At 69.9% G+C, this 14,828-nt stretch carries 17 protein-coding genes; 12 read left to right on the forward strand and 5 right to left on the reverse strand.

All coding sequences use genetic code 11. From position 1 onward, the window contains the following. Positions 1–6: 6 nt before the first annotated feature. Positions 7–435 (reverse strand): low affinity iron permease family protein, encoded by a 429-nt coding sequence (locus tag ACIHAX_RS04010; protein WP_355070154.1) that lies wholly within the window; start codon positions 433–435, stop codon positions 7–9. A gap of 132 nt (positions 436–567) precedes the next feature. Continuing rightward, positions 568–1,524, reverse strand: a complete 957-nt coding sequence (locus ACIHAX_RS04015) for a YihY/virulence factor BrkB family protein (protein ID WP_355070156.1) — start codon at positions 1,522–1,524, stop codon at positions 568–570. Between the two features lie 198 nt (positions 1,525–1,722). On the opposite strand from ACIHAX_RS04015, the gene ACIHAX_RS04020 reads away from it, so the two are divergent. Next, a complete protein-coding gene (locus ACIHAX_RS04020; protein ID WP_356961448.1) occupies positions 1,723–2,211 on the forward strand; it encodes an FBP domain-containing protein in 489 nt (162 codons plus the stop codon). Positions 2,212–2,518: 307 nt separating this feature from the next. Here ACIHAX_RS04020 and ACIHAX_RS04025 read toward each other — a convergent pair whose 3' ends face one another. Beyond that, a complete protein-coding gene (locus tag ACIHAX_RS04025) occupies positions 2,519–2,911 on the reverse strand; it encodes a DUF4440 domain-containing protein (RefSeq protein ID WP_397275681.1) in 393 nt (130 codons plus the stop codon). Positions 2,912–3,002: 91 nt separating this feature from the next. Between ACIHAX_RS04025 and ACIHAX_RS04030 the strand changes: the two genes are divergently transcribed. Then, a complete protein-coding gene (locus ACIHAX_RS04030) occupies positions 3,003–4,115 on the forward strand; it encodes an alcohol dehydrogenase catalytic domain-containing protein (protein WP_397275683.1) in 1,113 nt (370 codons plus the stop codon). Between the two features lie 50 nt (positions 4,116–4,165). On the opposite strand, the gene ACIHAX_RS04035 is transcribed toward ACIHAX_RS04030, so the two are convergent. Then, the gene (locus ACIHAX_RS04035) at positions 4,166–4,600 is read right to left on the reverse strand and encodes a MarR family winged helix-turn-helix transcriptional regulator (protein ID WP_356961451.1); all 435 of its coding nucleotides are present in this window, start codon (positions 4,598–4,600) and stop codon (positions 4,166–4,168) included. A 55-nt stretch (positions 4,601–4,655) separates the two neighbouring features. Here ACIHAX_RS04035 and ACIHAX_RS04040 point away from each other — a divergent pair, with 55 nt between their 5' ends. From ACIHAX_RS04040 to ACIHAX_RS04075, 8 genes are all read left to right on the forward strand, one after another. Then, entirely contained in the window at positions 4,656–5,123 is a 468-nt protein-coding gene (locus ACIHAX_RS04040) for a hypothetical protein (protein ID WP_355070165.1), read from the forward strand. Positions 5,124–5,222: 99 nt separating this feature from the next. Continuing rightward, positions 5,223–5,969: a 4-hydroxy-tetrahydrodipicolinate reductase gene (gene dapB, locus ACIHAX_RS04045; RefSeq protein ID WP_397275686.1), complete on the forward strand. Its 747-nt coding sequence runs from the start codon at positions 5,223–5,225 to the stop codon at positions 5,967–5,969. A gap of 37 nt (positions 5,970–6,006) precedes the next feature. Continuing rightward, positions 6,007–6,507, forward strand: coding sequence for a hypothetical protein (locus tag ACIHAX_RS04050; protein ID WP_355070169.1), 501 nt, complete (start codon positions 6,007–6,009; stop codon positions 6,505–6,507). Positions 6,508–6,535: 28 nt separating this feature from the next. Then, entirely contained in the window at positions 6,536–6,988 is a 453-nt protein-coding gene (locus ACIHAX_RS04055; RefSeq protein WP_355070171.1) for a flavodoxin family protein, read from the forward strand. A 73-nt stretch (positions 6,989–7,061) separates the two neighbouring features. Next, positions 7,062–7,781, forward strand: a complete 720-nt coding sequence (locus tag ACIHAX_RS04060; protein WP_355071007.1) for a response regulator transcription factor — start codon at positions 7,062–7,064, stop codon at positions 7,779–7,781. Further along, entirely contained in the window at positions 7,745–9,067 is a 1,323-nt protein-coding gene (locus ACIHAX_RS04065; RefSeq protein ID WP_397275689.1) for a sensor histidine kinase, read from the forward strand. The genes ACIHAX_RS04060 and ACIHAX_RS04065 overlap by 37 nt, the downstream gene beginning before the upstream one ends. Continuing rightward, positions 9,060–10,079: a hypothetical protein gene (locus tag ACIHAX_RS04070; RefSeq protein ID WP_397275691.1), complete on the forward strand. Its 1,020-nt coding sequence runs from the start codon at positions 9,060–9,062 to the stop codon at positions 10,077–10,079. Before ACIHAX_RS04065 ends, ACIHAX_RS04070 begins: the two co-directional genes overlap by 8 nt. 32 nt (positions 10,080–10,111) lie before the next feature. Continuing rightward, positions 10,112–11,311, forward strand: a complete 1,200-nt coding sequence (locus ACIHAX_RS04075) for a winged helix-turn-helix domain-containing protein (RefSeq protein ID WP_379251309.1) — start codon at positions 10,112–10,114, stop codon at positions 11,309–11,311. A gap of 10 nt (positions 11,312–11,321) precedes the next feature. On the opposite strand, the gene ACIHAX_RS04080 is transcribed toward ACIHAX_RS04075, so the two are convergent. Then, positions 11,322–11,765, reverse strand: a complete 444-nt coding sequence (locus ACIHAX_RS04080; RefSeq protein WP_356961457.1) for a hypothetical protein — start codon at positions 11,763–11,765, stop codon at positions 11,322–11,324. Positions 11,766–11,913: 148 nt separating this feature from the next. Here ACIHAX_RS04080 and dapA point away from each other — a divergent pair, with 148 nt between their 5' ends. After that, entirely contained in the window at positions 11,914–12,822 is a 909-nt protein-coding gene (gene dapA / locus ACIHAX_RS04085) for a 4-hydroxy-tetrahydrodipicolinate synthase (RefSeq protein ID WP_364426881.1), read from the forward strand. After that, a complete protein-coding gene (locus ACIHAX_RS04090) occupies positions 12,819–14,777 on the forward strand; it encodes a ribonuclease J (protein WP_397275695.1) in 1,959 nt (652 codons plus the stop codon). Before dapA ends, ACIHAX_RS04090 begins: the two co-directional genes overlap by 4 nt. The last annotated feature ends 51 nt before the right edge of the window (positions 14,778–14,828 follow it).

The raw sequence follows: 14,828 nt of genomic DNA on the forward strand, positions 1-14,828 counted from the left end.
CGCCGATCATCCCGCGCTCTCCCGGTTCTCGAGGCCGACGGCGTCGGTGAGTTCGCGGCGGTGACGCAAAAGTTCGGGGTGCTCGGAACTCAGCTCGCGCATCAGATCGCCAAGCCCGTCGGCGATGGCGTTGAGCTTCTGCTGGATGGCGGCGTCGGAGCGGCTCTGGGTGTTCTGCAGCAACGCGACGAGCAGGAAGGTGATGATCGTCGTCGCGGTGTTGATGACCAGTTGCCAGGTGTCGACGCTCGGCAGCAGAAAGATCGTCGGCGCCCACACCAAGACCAGGATCACACAGAAGACGAAGAATCCCGCTTTGGAGGCCAGTGCGCTGGCCGCTGTCGCGAAGCGGTCGAACACCGACAGTTTCCCCTTGATGTCCGACGGCATGGTGGCGGGCTTTCCGGCGACGGGGTTTTCAGTGCGCTGAGCCATGCGAATCCTCTCGAAAATGCCCGATCCAGACGGGCTTCGATTTACCTGACCGGACGGGTTCAAACGCCGTGTGCGGCGTGGCTGTGTCACCGATGCGCCGGCGCTTCCCCGCGAAACCCTTGCGGTTGTCGCTCATTCGTCCGGCTCGTCGCGCGGCGGCAAGTAGGGCTCGGCCTCCTCGGGGTGGCCGCCTGCGATGCTGCGCGCACGCGCGAGTTCGGCATCGAGTTCCGCCCCCAGCAGGATCGCGATGTTCGAGATCCACAGCCAGACGAGGAAGACGACCACGCCACCAAGAGAGCCGTAGACCCGGTTGTAGGAGCCGAAGTGGCCGACATAGAAAGCGAACCCCCAGGACGCGCCCGCCCAGAGGAGAACGGCTATGGCGCTACCGGGCGTCAGCCAGCGGAATCCCGGCTGCCGCACGTTCGGCGCCGCCCAGTACAGCAGGGCGAAGACCAGACCGATCAGTGCCATCATCACCGGCCACTTGACGATGCCCCACACTGTGATCGTGGCGTGCCCGAGGCCGAGCCACCGGCCGATCTGCTCGGCCAGCGAACCGCTGACGACGACGCCGACGGTGCAGGCGCCCAGCAAGACCACCACCGCGGCGGTCAGGGCGACCCGCACCGGCACGGTCTTCCAGACCGGCCGCCCCTCCGCGATGTCGTAGATGGCGTTGGTCGCGCGCATGAACGCGCCGATGTAGGCGGACGCGGTCCACAGCGCCGACGCCAATCCGAGCAATGCCAGCGGTCCGGCGGGTGCTTGCGCTTGCTCTATGTTGTTCACCGCGTCGACAAGCAGATCGGTACCGCTGCCCGGCGCGATCTCGCGCATGGTGTCGATCAGCGCCTTGGTGTCGTCGCGTCCCAGCATGCCCAGTCCTGCGGTCAACACGATCAACCCCGGAAACAGCGACAGCACGCTGTAGTACGTCAGCGCCGCGGCCCAGTCGGTGAGATTGTCCCTTTGGAACTCGCCGACCGACCGCTCGACCACGCCCCACCACGACCGCCACGGCAGATCCGCGGGCCCGCGCAGCCGGCGTCGCACCGCAAACCTCTTCTGCAATCCCTGCGCCACCCGCCTCACCTCCGCTCGCGACGGATACCCGGCAGGTGGGCTCCGAAACAGATTCGGAGGCAGTGATGTTCGATGATTTCGGCGCACTCGATGGGTGCTGGGCGCGGTGCGCGGAGGGCGGAAAATCCGTTGTTCCCCGTAGCGCGGAACCGTAACGTCGCTCGAGTTTGTCCACCGATCGACCGAAGGAGACCCATCGTGGAACCCGTCACCGAACGCGACATCAGGTCGTCGTTCGTCAACTGTTCGAAAGGCGACGCCAAACGGCTGCCGGTACCCAAGGACCTGGACGAACGGCCCTGGGCGGATCTGGACTTCCTCGGCTGGAGCGATCCGTCTCTGCCCGGGCGCGGCTACCTGGTCGTCCCGCGGGACGACCGCTTGGTGGGCGTGGCGCTGCGCTATGCGACCGGCGGCACCGGCCGGGCGCAGATGTGCACGATCTGCCTGACCACCCATACCGGCGGCGGGGTCTCGCTGATGACCGCGCACAAGGCGGGCGAATCCGGCCGCAGGGGCAACTCGGTCGGCACCTACATGTGCACCGATCTCGCTTGCTCGCTCTACGCGCGCAACAAGAAGCGCCCCGCGCTCGGGAGCCGATACCGCGAGGACCTCACGCCAGAAGAGAAGATCGAGCGGGTGCGCGACAACCTGAACACGTTCCTGGCGAAGCTGTACGCCTGATTCTCGCGCCCATCCACCGGCAGCCCGTGCGCTGCCCGCCAGAACGGAGGTAGATGCCATGTGCCGACATTCGACAACCGCACTATCGAGCCACCTCACACCGCAACGGGACTCGGGGTGGCCGTGATTCCTCGCCGGTCGAGTCGGCCCGGAGCGCCCGGGTCGTCCCGTCCGGCGAGGAATCACCGCTCCGGAGATACCGAGCGCATCAGCCCGTCGGTTCGTCGTGCGCGGGTTCCCACACCGCGGGCAAGCTGGGGGCGCCGGGGACCAGAACGCATCGCGCGCATCCCGATGCTGGGAAGGGTCAGGTCGGTGCGGACTCGGTCTCGTGCACCGTCAGCCAGCGAACCGCGCCGGGGTCATCGGTGGTCAGCACGGCGGTCACCCGGCGGCTGTTGACGCTTCCGGCCGTCCGATGTGTCTCCAGGAATCGCACCACCGCGATGTCGCCGGAGCGCAGGAGTTCCTCGACTTCGGACACTTCGATCGCCAATCCGGGCAGAGCGTTTCGCGCGCCGCGGACACCCGCGAGCAACGCGCCGCGCCCGAGTACTTCGCCACCGGTCGTCACCATGCTGAACCGCTCGTGCTGCGCCGCGGCGAATCGCTCGAACACCTCCGCCTGCGCTTGCGACCCGAGCCACGTGGCGAGGTCGGCGTGCAACCGCTCGACCGCATCCACCAGATCCACACCCATGCGCGGCATCGTACGCAGGCGGCGACCGACGTGGCGAGGAGCGGCGACCGTCCCATGTGCCCGGACCGCAGGGCGCGGTAGCGTCGGCGGCATGAAGATTCGTGGAGCGGTCCTGGAGCAGATCGCGGCGCAGGCGCCCTTCGCCGAGTCGGCGCCCATCACCGTGTGCGATCTGGAGCTGCGCGAGCCGGGGCCGGGAGAACTGCTGGTCCGGATCGAGGCGGCGGGGATCTGCCATTCGGACCTGTCCGTGGTGGACGGTAACCGGGTCCGGCCGGTGCCCATGCTGCTTGGCCACGAGGCCGCGGGCCGGGTGGAAGCGGTCGGTCCCGGTGACGGCGATATCGCGGTCGGGCAGCGCGTGGTCATGACGTTCCTGCCGCGGTGCGGTGAGTGCGCGGGGTGCGCGACCGACGGTCGCACGCCTTGCGTGCCCGGCAGCGTCGCCAACAACGCGGGCGAATTGCTCAACGGCGGCAGGCGGTTGTCCCGTGACGGCGCCGAGGTGCACCACCACCTGGGTGTGTCCGCTTTCGCCACCCACGCGGTGGTGGATCGCAGGTCGGTCGTGCCGGTCGAGGACGACGTGCCCGCCGAGGTCGCCGCCGTCCTCGGTTGCGCCGTGCTGACCGGCGGTGGCGCTCTGCTGAACTCGGCGCGACCCGGCGCCGGTGACCGGGTGATGGTCGTCGGCCTGGGCGGCGTCGGGATGGCGGCGGTGCTGGTCGCGGTGTCGCTCGCCGCCGAGGGACACGAGGTGATCGCGGTCGACACCGTGCCGGAGAAGCTGGCGCTCGCCCGGGAATTGGGCGTGCACGCGGCGTACACCCCGGCCGAGGTCGCCGAGCTCGGTGTGCAGGCCGAGGTGGTGGTCGAGGCGGCGGGCAACGTCCGTGCCTTCGAGACCGCCGTCGCCGCGACCGCTCCGGGCGGCACGACCGTGACGGTCGGACTGCCCGCTCCCGACGCCCGTGCCAGCATCTCGCCGTTGGCGCTGGTCGCCCAGGGGCGCTCCATCGTCGGCAGCTACCTCGGTTCCGCGGTGCCGTCGCGGGACATCCCCGAGTATGTCCGCATGTGGCGGGCGGGAAGTCTGCCGGTGGAGCGGCTCGTCTCGGCGCACGTCGGGCTCGACGAAATCAACCGCGCCATGGACGAACTCGCCGCGGGCCACGCCTTGCGGCAGGTCATCGTCTTCGACTGACCCGGCGCGTCGCAGGAGCCCGCTCGACCGCGGCGTGCGGCGCGCGTCGCTCAACCGGCGGGCCGGTCCATCCGGTCGACGAATCGCTCCAGCAGGCGGGCGAACTCGGCGCGCTCGGCGGGGGTCCAGTCGGCCATGGCGGCGGCCATGGCGGCGCGCCTGCCCGCTCTGGCCTCGGCCACCGCGTGGTTCCCGGCGGCGGTCAGGCGCAGGACCGAACGCCGTCCGTCGCGCTGATCGGCGACGCGTTCCAGCAGGCCGGAGGACACCGCCTGGGCTGCGAGGCGGCTGGCCCTCGGCTGATCCACGCCGAGCGCGGGAGCGAGCGCGCCGACCGTGTCGGCCGCGCCGTCGGCCACGGCGTCCAGCGCGCGGAACACCGCGACCGGAATCGCGCCGTCGCTCAGCGCACCGCGTGTCTGCCTGCGCCGGATCCGAACCATCGCCGCTTCGACGGCGACGGTGATCGCATCGTCCTCGTCCATTCGCTCACTTTGTCATGCCCGGAATTTATATGTAATACTACATGTAGTTGTTGACATGCATAGATTGGAAGTGGTCATGGCCGTTCATCGCCCCATCGGGTACTGGCTGGTGGAGCTCGATCGACTGATCAACCAGCGCTTCGACGAAGACCTCGCCTCGGGTCGACTCACTCGCAGGCGCTGGCAGGTGACGCACTCGCTGGCCGACGGACCGCAGCGCGCCGATGACATCCGCCACGCGCTCGACACGTTCTGGACCGACGACTCCGAATGGCCGACCGAACTGGCCGGACTCGTCGCCGACGGGCTGGTCTCCGACGACGGTGGCGTGCTGTCGCTGACCGCTGAGGGCCGCATCACCCACGACCAGGCATTCGTTCGGATCGCCGAGCGTAGAAGGCAATTCGCGGAGGGAATCAGTGACGAACAGTTCGCCGCGACCGTGCGGACCCTGCAGCGGATGGTCGAGAATCTCGGCGGCGCGCCGAACTCGGAGATCGGGGAACCGCAGCGGGCGCGATAGGCGGTTGCCGCCCTTTCGCGGGGCACTGTCGGGCGGCGGGTTCGCGGTCGGCCCGGCCCATTAGGCTGATCCCGACCGGAAACGGAACGAGGAGGTGCGGTGGCCATTCGGGTCGGAGTGCTCGGAGCGCGAGGCAAAGTCGGACAGGCGATCTGCGCGGCGGTGACGGCGGCGGACGATCTGGAACTGGTCGCCGCCGTCGACAAGGACGATTCGCTCGACGGGTTCGTCGCGGCGGATACCCAGGTGGTCGTCGACTTCACCCACCCCGACGTGGTGATGGGGAATCTGAAGTTCCTGGTGGAGCACGGCATCCACGCGGTGGTCGGCACCACCGGTTTCGATGAGGCTCGCTTGGCGGAGGTGCGGAGCTGGTTGTCGGGTCGCCCAGGAGTCGGCGTGCTGATCGCGCCGAACTTCGCCATCGGCGCGGTGCTGACCATGCGTTTCGCCGAGCAGGCCGCCCGGTTCTTCGAATCGGTGGAGGTCATCGAGTTGCACCACCCCAACAAAGCGGACGCGCCGTCCGGGACCGCCTACCGCACCGCGGGCTTGATCGCCGCCGCCCGGGACAAAGCGGGCCTGAACCGCAGTCCCGACGCGACGACAACCGAGCTGGAGGGTGCGCGCGGCGCCGAGGTGGACGGGGTGCGGGTGCACTCGGTGCGGCTCGCCGGTCTGGTCGCCCACCAAGAGGTGCTGTTCGGCACGCAGGGTGAGACGCTCACGATCCGGCACGACTCGATCGACCGCTCGTCGTTCGCCCCCGGTGTGCTGCTCGGCGTGCGTGAGATCGCGAACCGCCCCGGCCTCACCGTCGGGCTCGACCCGTTCCTGGACCTGTGAGCCGGCGGCGAGCGCCGCGGCGGGCTGGAGCGCGACCGTGAGCGGCTCGGAGCCTGCCGAGCGCAAGGGCAGCGGGGAAATCGTCAAGGTGGTCGCGCCGATCGCGGTGCTCATCTTGGTGCTCGTGTTCTATTTCCTGCTGCTCGGCCGGATCGCGTTCAGCCTGATCGGTTCGGGCGAGGTGGCGGCGATCGTGATCGGCGTCGGCGTGCTGATCCTGCCGCTGCTGGGCGTCTGGATCGTCGTGGCCACGGTGCGTGCGGCCCTGGCGCATCAGCAACTGGCGCGGCGCATCCACGACGAGGGCCTGGAACTCGACACCTCCGCGTTGCCGCGCCTGCCGTCCGGCCGCATCGAACGTGCGGCCGCCGACGAGCTCTTCGCGACGGTCAAGGCGGAGTGGGAGGCCGACCCGGACAACTGGCGCGTCTCCTACCGCCTCGCGCGCGCCTACGACTACGCCGGTGACCGCACCAGGGCCCGCGAGACCATGCGCCGCGCGGTCGCCCTGGAACGGCACGAGCGCGGCACCGACTGACGAGCGCGCGGGCCGATACCATCGCAGGGTGGCCCGGTTGCTGATCATCCATCACACGCCGTCCCCGCACATGCAGGCGATGTTCGAGGCCGTCGTCTCCGGGGCCACGGACCCCGAGATCGAAAACGTGGAGGTGGTGCGCCGAGCCGCGCTGGCCGTCACCGCGTCCGACGTGCTGGCCGCCGACGGATATCTGCTGGGCAGTCCGGCGAACCTGGGATACATGAGTGGTGCGCTCAAGCACGCGTTCGACACGTTCTACTATCCGTGCCTGGACTCCACGCGCGGGCGTCCGTACGGCATGTATCTGCACGGCAACGAAGGCACCGAGGGCGCCGAGCGCGGGGTGGCGAGCATCACCACCGGACTGGGCTGGGAGCAGGCCTCCGCCGCGGTCGTGGTCTCCGGTCCGCCCGCCAAGGAGGATTTGCAGCGGTGCTGGGAGCTGGGCGCCACGCTCGCGGCCGGGCTGATGCCCTGATCCCCCGAATTCTGGTGTCTGACCATGGCGCACCATTGCCCGGCATACTGTCTGCGATGTTGTCGCGGTGGGGATGTGGACGAGTACCTCGGGATGGGAGAGCCAGGTGACCTGGGCCGAAGGGAGCGAGAACGCCCCGCGCCGAATCGGATTGGTCGAGGACCACGAATCGGTCGCGATCGGTCTCGCCGCGATGCTCGCGCGGGAAACGGATCTCGATCTGGTGCTGACCGCGGGCACCGTGCCGGAACTGCTGTCCGCCGCCGACGGCGCGCCGAAGCTGGATCTGGTGGTGCTGGACCTGCGGCTGGCCGACGGGTCCTCGCCCGAGGACAACGTGCGCGCCCTGCGTGACCGCGGCATCGAGGTGCTGGTATTCACCGGCGCGGACAACGCCTTCCTGGTGCGGTCCGCCGCGCGCGCCGGGGTGCTCGGTGTGGTGCGCAAGTCCGAGGACGTGCCGACGGTCGTCGCCGCCGTGCGCCGTGCGGCCAGCGGCGAACAGGTGGTCACCACCGACTGGGCGGCCGCCATCGACGGCGATCCGCAGTTGTCCGACGTGGGCCTGAGCCCGCGCCAGGAGGAAGTGCTCACGCTGTACGCGTCCGGAGAGAAGGCATCCCGGGTCGCGCGGTTGACCGGCCTGTCCGAGCAGACGGTCAACGACTACCTCGGCCGGATCCGGCAGAAGTACGCCGACGCCGGTCGTCCGGCGCCCACCAAGACCGACCTCTACAAGCGGGCGGTGGAGGACGGGTGGCTGCCGGTTCCCGAGCGGCAGCCGCGCGGATGACCGCGTCCAGCATGCTGGACACTCCGTCGCACCCCCGTTCCCGCCCGCTCGACCGGCCGCGTGCGAGCCGTTGGCGTCGCGGAGTCGTCGCGCTGTCCAGGGAGAAGGTCTCCGAGGGCGCCGCCGATCGCATCCTGCGCCGGTTCGGTTTCGCCATCGGCATCGCCGGCGTGATCGCCGCGATCGTGGAACTGCCCGAGATCGCCGATCAAGGCCGTTTCGTGCCCGTTCAGTGGACGATCGTCGAGGTGGTGCTGGCGTTCGGACTGTTCCCGGTGCTCGCGGTCGTTTCGGTCGGAATGGGCCCGCACGTGATCCAGCGGGTGGCCGGTGCGGCGGCGGTGAGTTTCCTCGGGGCGATGGCGGTGGTTCCGGTGGCGTACGCGGCGCCGAATGCCGAAGCGGCTTCGGTGTGGCTGTATCGGGTGTTGGCACTCGGCGTGCTCGCGGCCGTGCTCGCCTGGCGCCCACCGCTGGCCGTGGCCTACCTGGTGGTGGGTGCGGCGTTCAGCGCGCTGGCCAATCTGGTCGTGCTGCGGGAGACCACCGCACTCGCGCTGCTGGGCGATTTCGCCAGGGCGGCGGGACTGAGCGCGCTGTTCCTGTGGTGCGTGATCTATGCCAGGGCGGCGGCGGCCCGAGTGGATCGTGAGTCGGCGATCGAGAGCAGCCGCGCGGCGGCGGTCGCGGGCACGGCGGCCCGGGAACGGGAACGAGCGCGATTCGCCGCGCTGATCCACGACGCCGTGCTGTCCACTCTGCTGGATGCCTCTCGCACCGGGACCGAATCTCCGGTGCTGCGCCGCCAAGCTGAACGGACCCTGGAACAACTCGACGAGTGCCGGGGCGCCGAGATCGAACCCGACCGGCTGGACGCGCAATCCGCGATCGGGTTCCTGCGCTCGGCCGTGCACGAGGTGAACCCCGGTATCCGGTTCACCACGCGGCGCTGGGCCGGATTCGACGATCTGCACCTGCCGGTGGACGCCGCGAGCACGATCGCGGCCGCGCTGGCCGAGGCCGTGCGCAACAGCCTGCGGCACGCCACCGTCGTCGGGCGAGAGGTGCGCCGGACCGTCACTGTGACGATCAGCGCCGGCGGGATTCGCGTGGTGTTCCGCGACGACGGAGCGGGCTTCGACCTGAGCGCGGTGCCCGTCGATCGGCTCGGCATCTCGGTGAGCATCCTGGGCCGCATGCGTCAGCTGTCCGGCGGCGCCGGGTTCGTGGAATCCGAGCCGGGCGAGGGAACGACCGTGACGCTGGTGTGGGGCGGAAATGGCTGAGACGGAAACCGAATTCGGGTTGCGCGATCTGCTCGGGCTCCGCGACCGCGCGGCCTGGTTGTTCCTGGTCGTGCTCGAAGCGACCATCGTGCTGTACATGGTCCGGAACTTCTCGGAATCGCCGGTGGCCGCGGCGGTCGCGGCACTGGTCGTGCTGGCGCTGGCCGGTGTCGTGGTGATGGCGGCGCCGACCGACCCGCTGCCTTGGCCCGCGACCGTGTTCGTCGCCGCCTCCGGACCGCTGGCCACCACCCTGACCTCGTTCGATGTCGAGCACGGTTGGTCGAAGCAGGTGTGGACGGCGTTCGCCGCGTCCTACGTGCTGGCCGTGCTGGTGCTGCGCGGACGATCGGCCGCGGCCTGGCTCGGTGTCGCCGGCATCGGCGTGGTGATCGCCGTGGTCGGTGTGGTGGCGGGCCTGCGGGAGGGCGTCGTCGTCGGTTCGATCGTGCCGGTCGCCACGGTCGCCGGGGTTTCCCTGTTCGCGGCGATCATGCGGCCCACCCAGCGATCGCTGCGGCTGCTGCGCGACGAAGCGGCCATGCGCGCCGCCGCCGAAGCCGCCATGGCCGCGGAGAACTCCGAACGCACCCGTCAGCTGGCTCGGTTGGACGCGGTGGCGCGCCCGATCCTGGAACGCATCGCCGACGGCGACGAACTCACCGCCGCCGAGCGGGAACAGTGCAGGCTCCTGGAAGCCGACCTCCGCGACGGGCTTCGGGCACCGCAGCTGGCCACCGATCAACTCAGCAGCGCCGCCCGCGGAGCGCGCTCCCGCGGTGTCGAGGTGATCCTGCTCGACGACGGCGGTTTCACCGGCGTCCCGCATCGGGTGCGCCAGCAGGTGATCGACGCCGCCACCAAAGAACTGGACGCCGCCAATGACGGTTCGGTCACCGTCCGCATCCTCCCGACCGGCCGCCGCATCCTGGCTACCGTCCTGGCTACCGCGTCGGACCGCGACCGCCGCACGGAGATCGACGCCACGGGCGCGGTCACGGTATCCACCTGACCTGTCGGTGCCCCATGGCATCGTTGTCGGTTATGCGGAAGATGGGTGCGGCGGCGGCGCGGCGAACGGCGTTGGCGGCGCAGGGCTTCGGGGCGCGCAAGCCCGGTCGGATCACGCGGCGGACGGTGCTCGGCGTGCTGGACCGGACGCAACTGCTGCAGCTGGATTCGGTGTCGGCGGTGGTGCGGGCGCATTACGCGCCGGTGTTCAGCCGGATCGGGCCCTACGACCGCACGCTCCTGGATCAGGCCGCGTGGAGCAACGGCTCGCGGCGGCCACGGTCGCTCGTCGAGTATTGGGCGCACGAGGCCGCGCTCATCCCGGTCGAGGACTGGCCGCTGCTGCGCTGGCGGATGCGGCGCTACGAGCACGGGCGCTGGTCCGGCATGCGCAAGGTGGTCGAGCGCAATCCGACCTTGGGCAAGGACATCCTGGACGTGATCACCGCGGTGGGCCCGGCCACCGCGGGTGAGGTGGAGCGTCACCTGGAGCTGGACAAGCCGCGGCCGAAGGGCTCCTGGTGGAATCTCAGCGATACGAAGATGATCTGCGAGCAGCTCTTCGCGGCGGGCGCGCTGTCTGTGGCCACGCGTGTGGGGTTCACCAGGCACTACGACCTGACCGAGCGGGTGCTGCCCGCCGAGGTGCTGGCACGCGACGTCACCGAGCAGGACGCCGTTCGTGAGCTCGTGCTGCGTGCCGCCACCGCGCACGGCATCGGCACCGAAGCGGACCTGCGGGACTACTACCGCCTCCAACGCACCCAGACCGAACCCGCCATCGCCGATCTGGTGGACGCGGGCGAGCTGATCCCGGTGGAGGTGGCGGGCTGGGGGAAACCGGCTTATCTGCGGGCGGGCACTCCCACGCCGCGTCGCATCGAAGGCGCGGCGCTGCTGTGCCCGTTCGACCCGCTCATCTTCTTCCGCGCCCGCACGGAGCGGATCTTCGACTTCCACTACCGCATCGAGATCTACACCCCGGAACACAAACGGGTGCACGGGTATTACGTCTTCCCGTTCCTGCTCGACGGCGAACTCGTGGGCCGCGTCGATCTGCGGGCGGAACGCGCGAACGGCCGGTTGTGGGTGCCGGCCGCGTTCGCCGAGCCCGGCTACGACACTCCGGCCACCGCGCAGGCCCTCGGCGGCGCGCTGCGCGAGCTGGCGGACTGGCTCGAACTGGACGAGGTCGCGACAGGCGATCGCGGCAATCTCGCCGCATTGCTGTAGCGCGTTCGGGTCAGATGTCTCGTTTGGGCCCGTACCCGCGCATCTGATCGCGCAATGCTCCGTGGACGGCGCTCGACAGCCACGAGTTCAGGGACTGACCACTCTGTGCGGCAGCCTCTTCCGCACGCGCCTTCATCTGTTCCACCAGCCGCAGCGTGACCCTGCTGATGTCCCCGGTCATCTCCTCGAAGGAGGGGCTCTGCTCGCCCACCGTGCTCTTGCGCACATCGATGGAGGCGTCGGTGCCGTCGACCGAGACGTGCACCGTGCGGTCGCCGAGCGCGGCGCTGACCTCGGCGGCGAGGTCCGACAGCGCGGCGAGCAGCACCAAGCGGGCCGGGCCTTCCGTCGCCGCGGCCAGTGCGGCCGCCGTGGCCTGCGTCTTCTCGTCACCGAGCGCCGCGGCGGCGATCAGGCTCTCGCGCAGTTGGCCGGTGTACTTGTTCAAATCCATGATGTCAGTGTGACGTCATGAATGACATCAGGCAAGCGGCGAAATGACATCATCTCACCGTCGTCGATATGGATTCGCGTCCTTGTTGCGGCCTGATCGCCGACGACGGTGTCGAGGGCGTGTCCCCGACCGGGTAGCCTTTCTGACCATGAAGAACGGTGAATCGACGCCAACGGAGCTGCGTGCGTCCGGCACGGTAGGTGTCGCTATGGTGACCCCCTTCAGCGCCGACGGCAAGCTCGACGTCGATGCCGGGGTCGCGCTCGCGGCCCGCCTGGTCGACCGCGGCGTCGACCTGCTCGCGATCTCGGGAACCACCGGTGAATCGCCGACCACCACCGAATCGGAGAAGGCCGATCTGCTGCGCGCCGTCGTCGACGCCGTCGGCAAGCGGGCGACCGTGATCGCGGGGGCGGGCACCTACGACACCGCCCATTCGATCGAGCTCGCGCGCAACGCGCAGCGGGCGGGTGCGCACGGTTTGCTCGTGGTGACGCCGTACTACTCCCGGCCCTCGCAGGAGGGACTGATCGCTCATTTCACCGCCGTCGCGGATGCCACCGATCTGCCGGTCACGCTGTACGACATCCCCGGACGGTCGGTGGTGCCGATCGCCAGCGACACCATCCGCAAGCTCGCCGAGCATCCGCGCATCGTCGCGGTCAAGGACGCCAAGGGCGACCTGAACATGGGCGCCGAACTCATCGCGAGCACCGGTCTGGCGTTCTACTCCGGTGACGACGCGCTCAACCTGCCCTGGCTGTCGGTCGGCGCGGCCGGATTCATCAGCGTCATCGGACATCTCGCGCCCGAACGGCTGCGCGCGCTGCTGGAGGCGTACACGGCGGGCGAGGTCGTGCGCGCCCGCGAGATCAACACCACGCTGCTGCCGCTGCACGCCGCGATGGCCAGGCTGGGCGGCGTCGCGATGAGCAAGGGTGGTTTGCGGCTGCTCGGCGTGGAGGTCGGCGAACCGCGCCTGCCGCAGCTGATGCCGACCGGTGAGCAGCTGGAAGCGCTCGCCGCGGACCTGCGAGCGGTCGGAGTGCTTTCGTGAGCGAGTCCCTACCCCGTCGCCGCCGTCGCGGCGCGTCCCGTCCCGCCGGAGCGCCCGCCCCCGCCGAGCACACGCCGCCGGAAACCGTCGCGCTGCCCGAACCGGCACTCGACGAGACGACGGTGCCCGCCGTTTCAGTCGAGCGGCCCGCGCCCGTGCAGGCGCGTCGAGAGACCAGGACGCAGGATGCGGGATCCCGGCGAGCGGGCCGTGGACGGGGACAGTCCGGTGCGCGGCGGGTCGAAGAGCCTCCGGCGCAGGCGGATCCGATCGCCGCGCACGACCGGCTCGGCGCTCCGCCCGCCCTCCCCGAGAACGGCCTGCGCGTGGTCGCCCTCGGCGGCATCGGCGAAATCGGCCGCAATATGACGGTTTTCGAGTACGGCGGCCAACTGCTGATCGTCGACTGCGGCGTGCTGTTCCCGGAGGACCAGCAGCCCGGTGTCGACCTGATCCTGCCGGACTTCCGCCCCATCGAGGACCGGATCGCCGACGTCGTGGCCGTCGTGCTCACGCACGGGCACGAGGACCACATCGGGGCGGTGCCGTTCCTGCTGCGGCTGCGGCCCGACATCCCGGTCGTCGGCTCGAAGTTCACCCTGGCGCTGGTCGCCGCGAAGTGCCGGGAACACCGCCTGCACCCGAAGCTCATCGAAGTGACCGAGGGGCAGCACACCGCGCACGGCCCGTTCGGCTGCGAGTACTTCGCCGTCAACCACTCCATTCCCGACGCGCTCGCCGTCGCCATCCGCACGCCGGCCGGCGTCGCCCTGCACACCGGTGACATCAAGCTCGACCAGCTTCCGCTGGACGGTCGGCTCACCGACCTGGCCGGATTCTCCCGGCTCGGTGACGAGGGCGTCGATTTGTTCCTGGTGGACTCCACCAACGCCGAGGTCCCCGGCTTCGTCACGCCGGAGCGGGAGATCGGCGGCGTGCTGGACTCGGTGATCGGCAAGGCACGCGGCCGGGTCATCGTCGCGTCCTTCGCCAGTCACGTGCACCGCATCCAGCAGGTCGTCGACGTGGCCCAGAAGTACGGGCGGCGGGTGTGCTTCGTCGGCCGCTCGATGGTCCGCAATATGCAGATCGCCCAGGATCTGGGCTATCTCACCGTGCCGGAGGGCGTGGTCGTCGACCTCGACGTCGCCGCCACCTTGCCCGGCCATCGCTTGGTGCTGATCTCGACGGGTTCGCAGGGCGAGCCGCTGTCGGCGCTGTCGCGGATGGCGCGCGGCGACCACCGGCAGATCAACATCCGCCCCGACGACCTGGTGGTGCTGGCCTCCTCGCTCATCCCGGGGAACGAGAACTCGGTGTTCGCGGTGGTCAACGGCCTGGCTCGGCTCGGAGCCACGGTGATCACCCAGCAGAACGCCAAGGTGCACGTCTCCGGGCACGCCTCGGCGGGCGAGCTGCTGTACCTGTACAACGCGGTGCGTCCGACCAACGCGATGCCGGTGCACGGCGAGTGGCGCCACCTGCGTGCGAACGCGGCGCTGGCGGTGGCGACCGGGGTGCCGCAGGAGCGGGTGGTGCTCGCCGAGGACGGCGTGGTGGTCGACCTGGTCGACGGCATAGCCTCGGTCGTCGGACGGGTGCCGGTGGGACACGTCTACGTCGACGGGCTTTCGGTAGGCGACGTCGGGGAATCGACGCTGTCGGACCGGCTGGTGCTCGGCGAGGGCGGTTTCATCGCCATCACCGTCGCCATCGACGAGACCACCGGAAAGGCGGTGAGCACGCCGGAGCTGAGCGGACGCGGCTTCTCCGACGATCCCACCGCACTGGTCGATGCGGCCGAACTGGTGGAAGCCGAACTGCTGCGGCTGGCGGGCGAGGGCGTCACCGACACCCACCGCATCGCGCAGGGCGTGCGCCGCGTAGTGGGCCGTTGGGTGGCCGATACCTACCGTCGTCGTCCGATGATCGTGCCGACGGTGATCGGCGTCTGACCTTCCGCACAGCGAAAAGCGCCGGGCAGCCCAGCTGCCCGGCGCTTCTCA

Source organism: Nocardia sp. NPDC051929 (assembly GCF_044548645.1).
GTDB classification, from domain to species: domain Bacteria; phylum Actinomycetota; class Actinomycetes; order Mycobacteriales; family Mycobacteriaceae; genus Nocardia; species Nocardia sichangensis.

Coding starts and splice junctions, on each gene's coding strand:
- dapA (WP_364426881.1), top strand. CDS start 11,914: ATGAAGAACGGTGAATCGACGCCAACGGAGCTGCGTGCGTCCGGCACG.
- ACIHAX_RS04010 (WP_355070154.1), bottom strand. CDS start 435: ATGGCTCAGCGCACTGAAAACCCCGTCGCCGGAAAGCCCGCCACCATG.
- ACIHAX_RS04040 (WP_355070165.1), top strand. CDS start 4,656: ATGCATAGATTGGAAGTGGTCATGGCCGTTCATCGCCCCATCGGGTAC.
- ACIHAX_RS04080 (WP_356961457.1), bottom strand. CDS start 11,765: ATGGATTTGAACAAGTACACCGGCCAACTGCGCGAGAGCCTGATCGCC.
- ACIHAX_RS04075 (WP_379251309.1), top strand. CDS start 10,112: ATGCGGAAGATGGGTGCGGCGGCGGCGCGGCGAACGGCGTTGGCGGCG.
- ACIHAX_RS04030 (WP_397275683.1), top strand. CDS start 3,003: ATGAAGATTCGTGGAGCGGTCCTGGAGCAGATCGCGGCGCAGGCGCCC.
- ACIHAX_RS04035 (WP_356961451.1), bottom strand. CDS start 4,600: ATGGACGAGGACGATGCGATCACCGTCGCCGTCGAAGCGGCGATGGTT.
- ACIHAX_RS04070 (WP_397275691.1), top strand. CDS start 9,060: ATGGCTGAGACGGAAACCGAATTCGGGTTGCGCGATCTGCTCGGGCTC.
- ACIHAX_RS04025 (WP_397275681.1), bottom strand. CDS start 2,911: ATGGGTGTGGATCTGGTGGATGCGGTCGAGCGGTTGCACGCCGACCTC.
- ACIHAX_RS04060 (WP_355071007.1), top strand. CDS start 7,062: ATGTGGACGAGTACCTCGGGATGGGAGAGCCAGGTGACCTGGGCCGAA.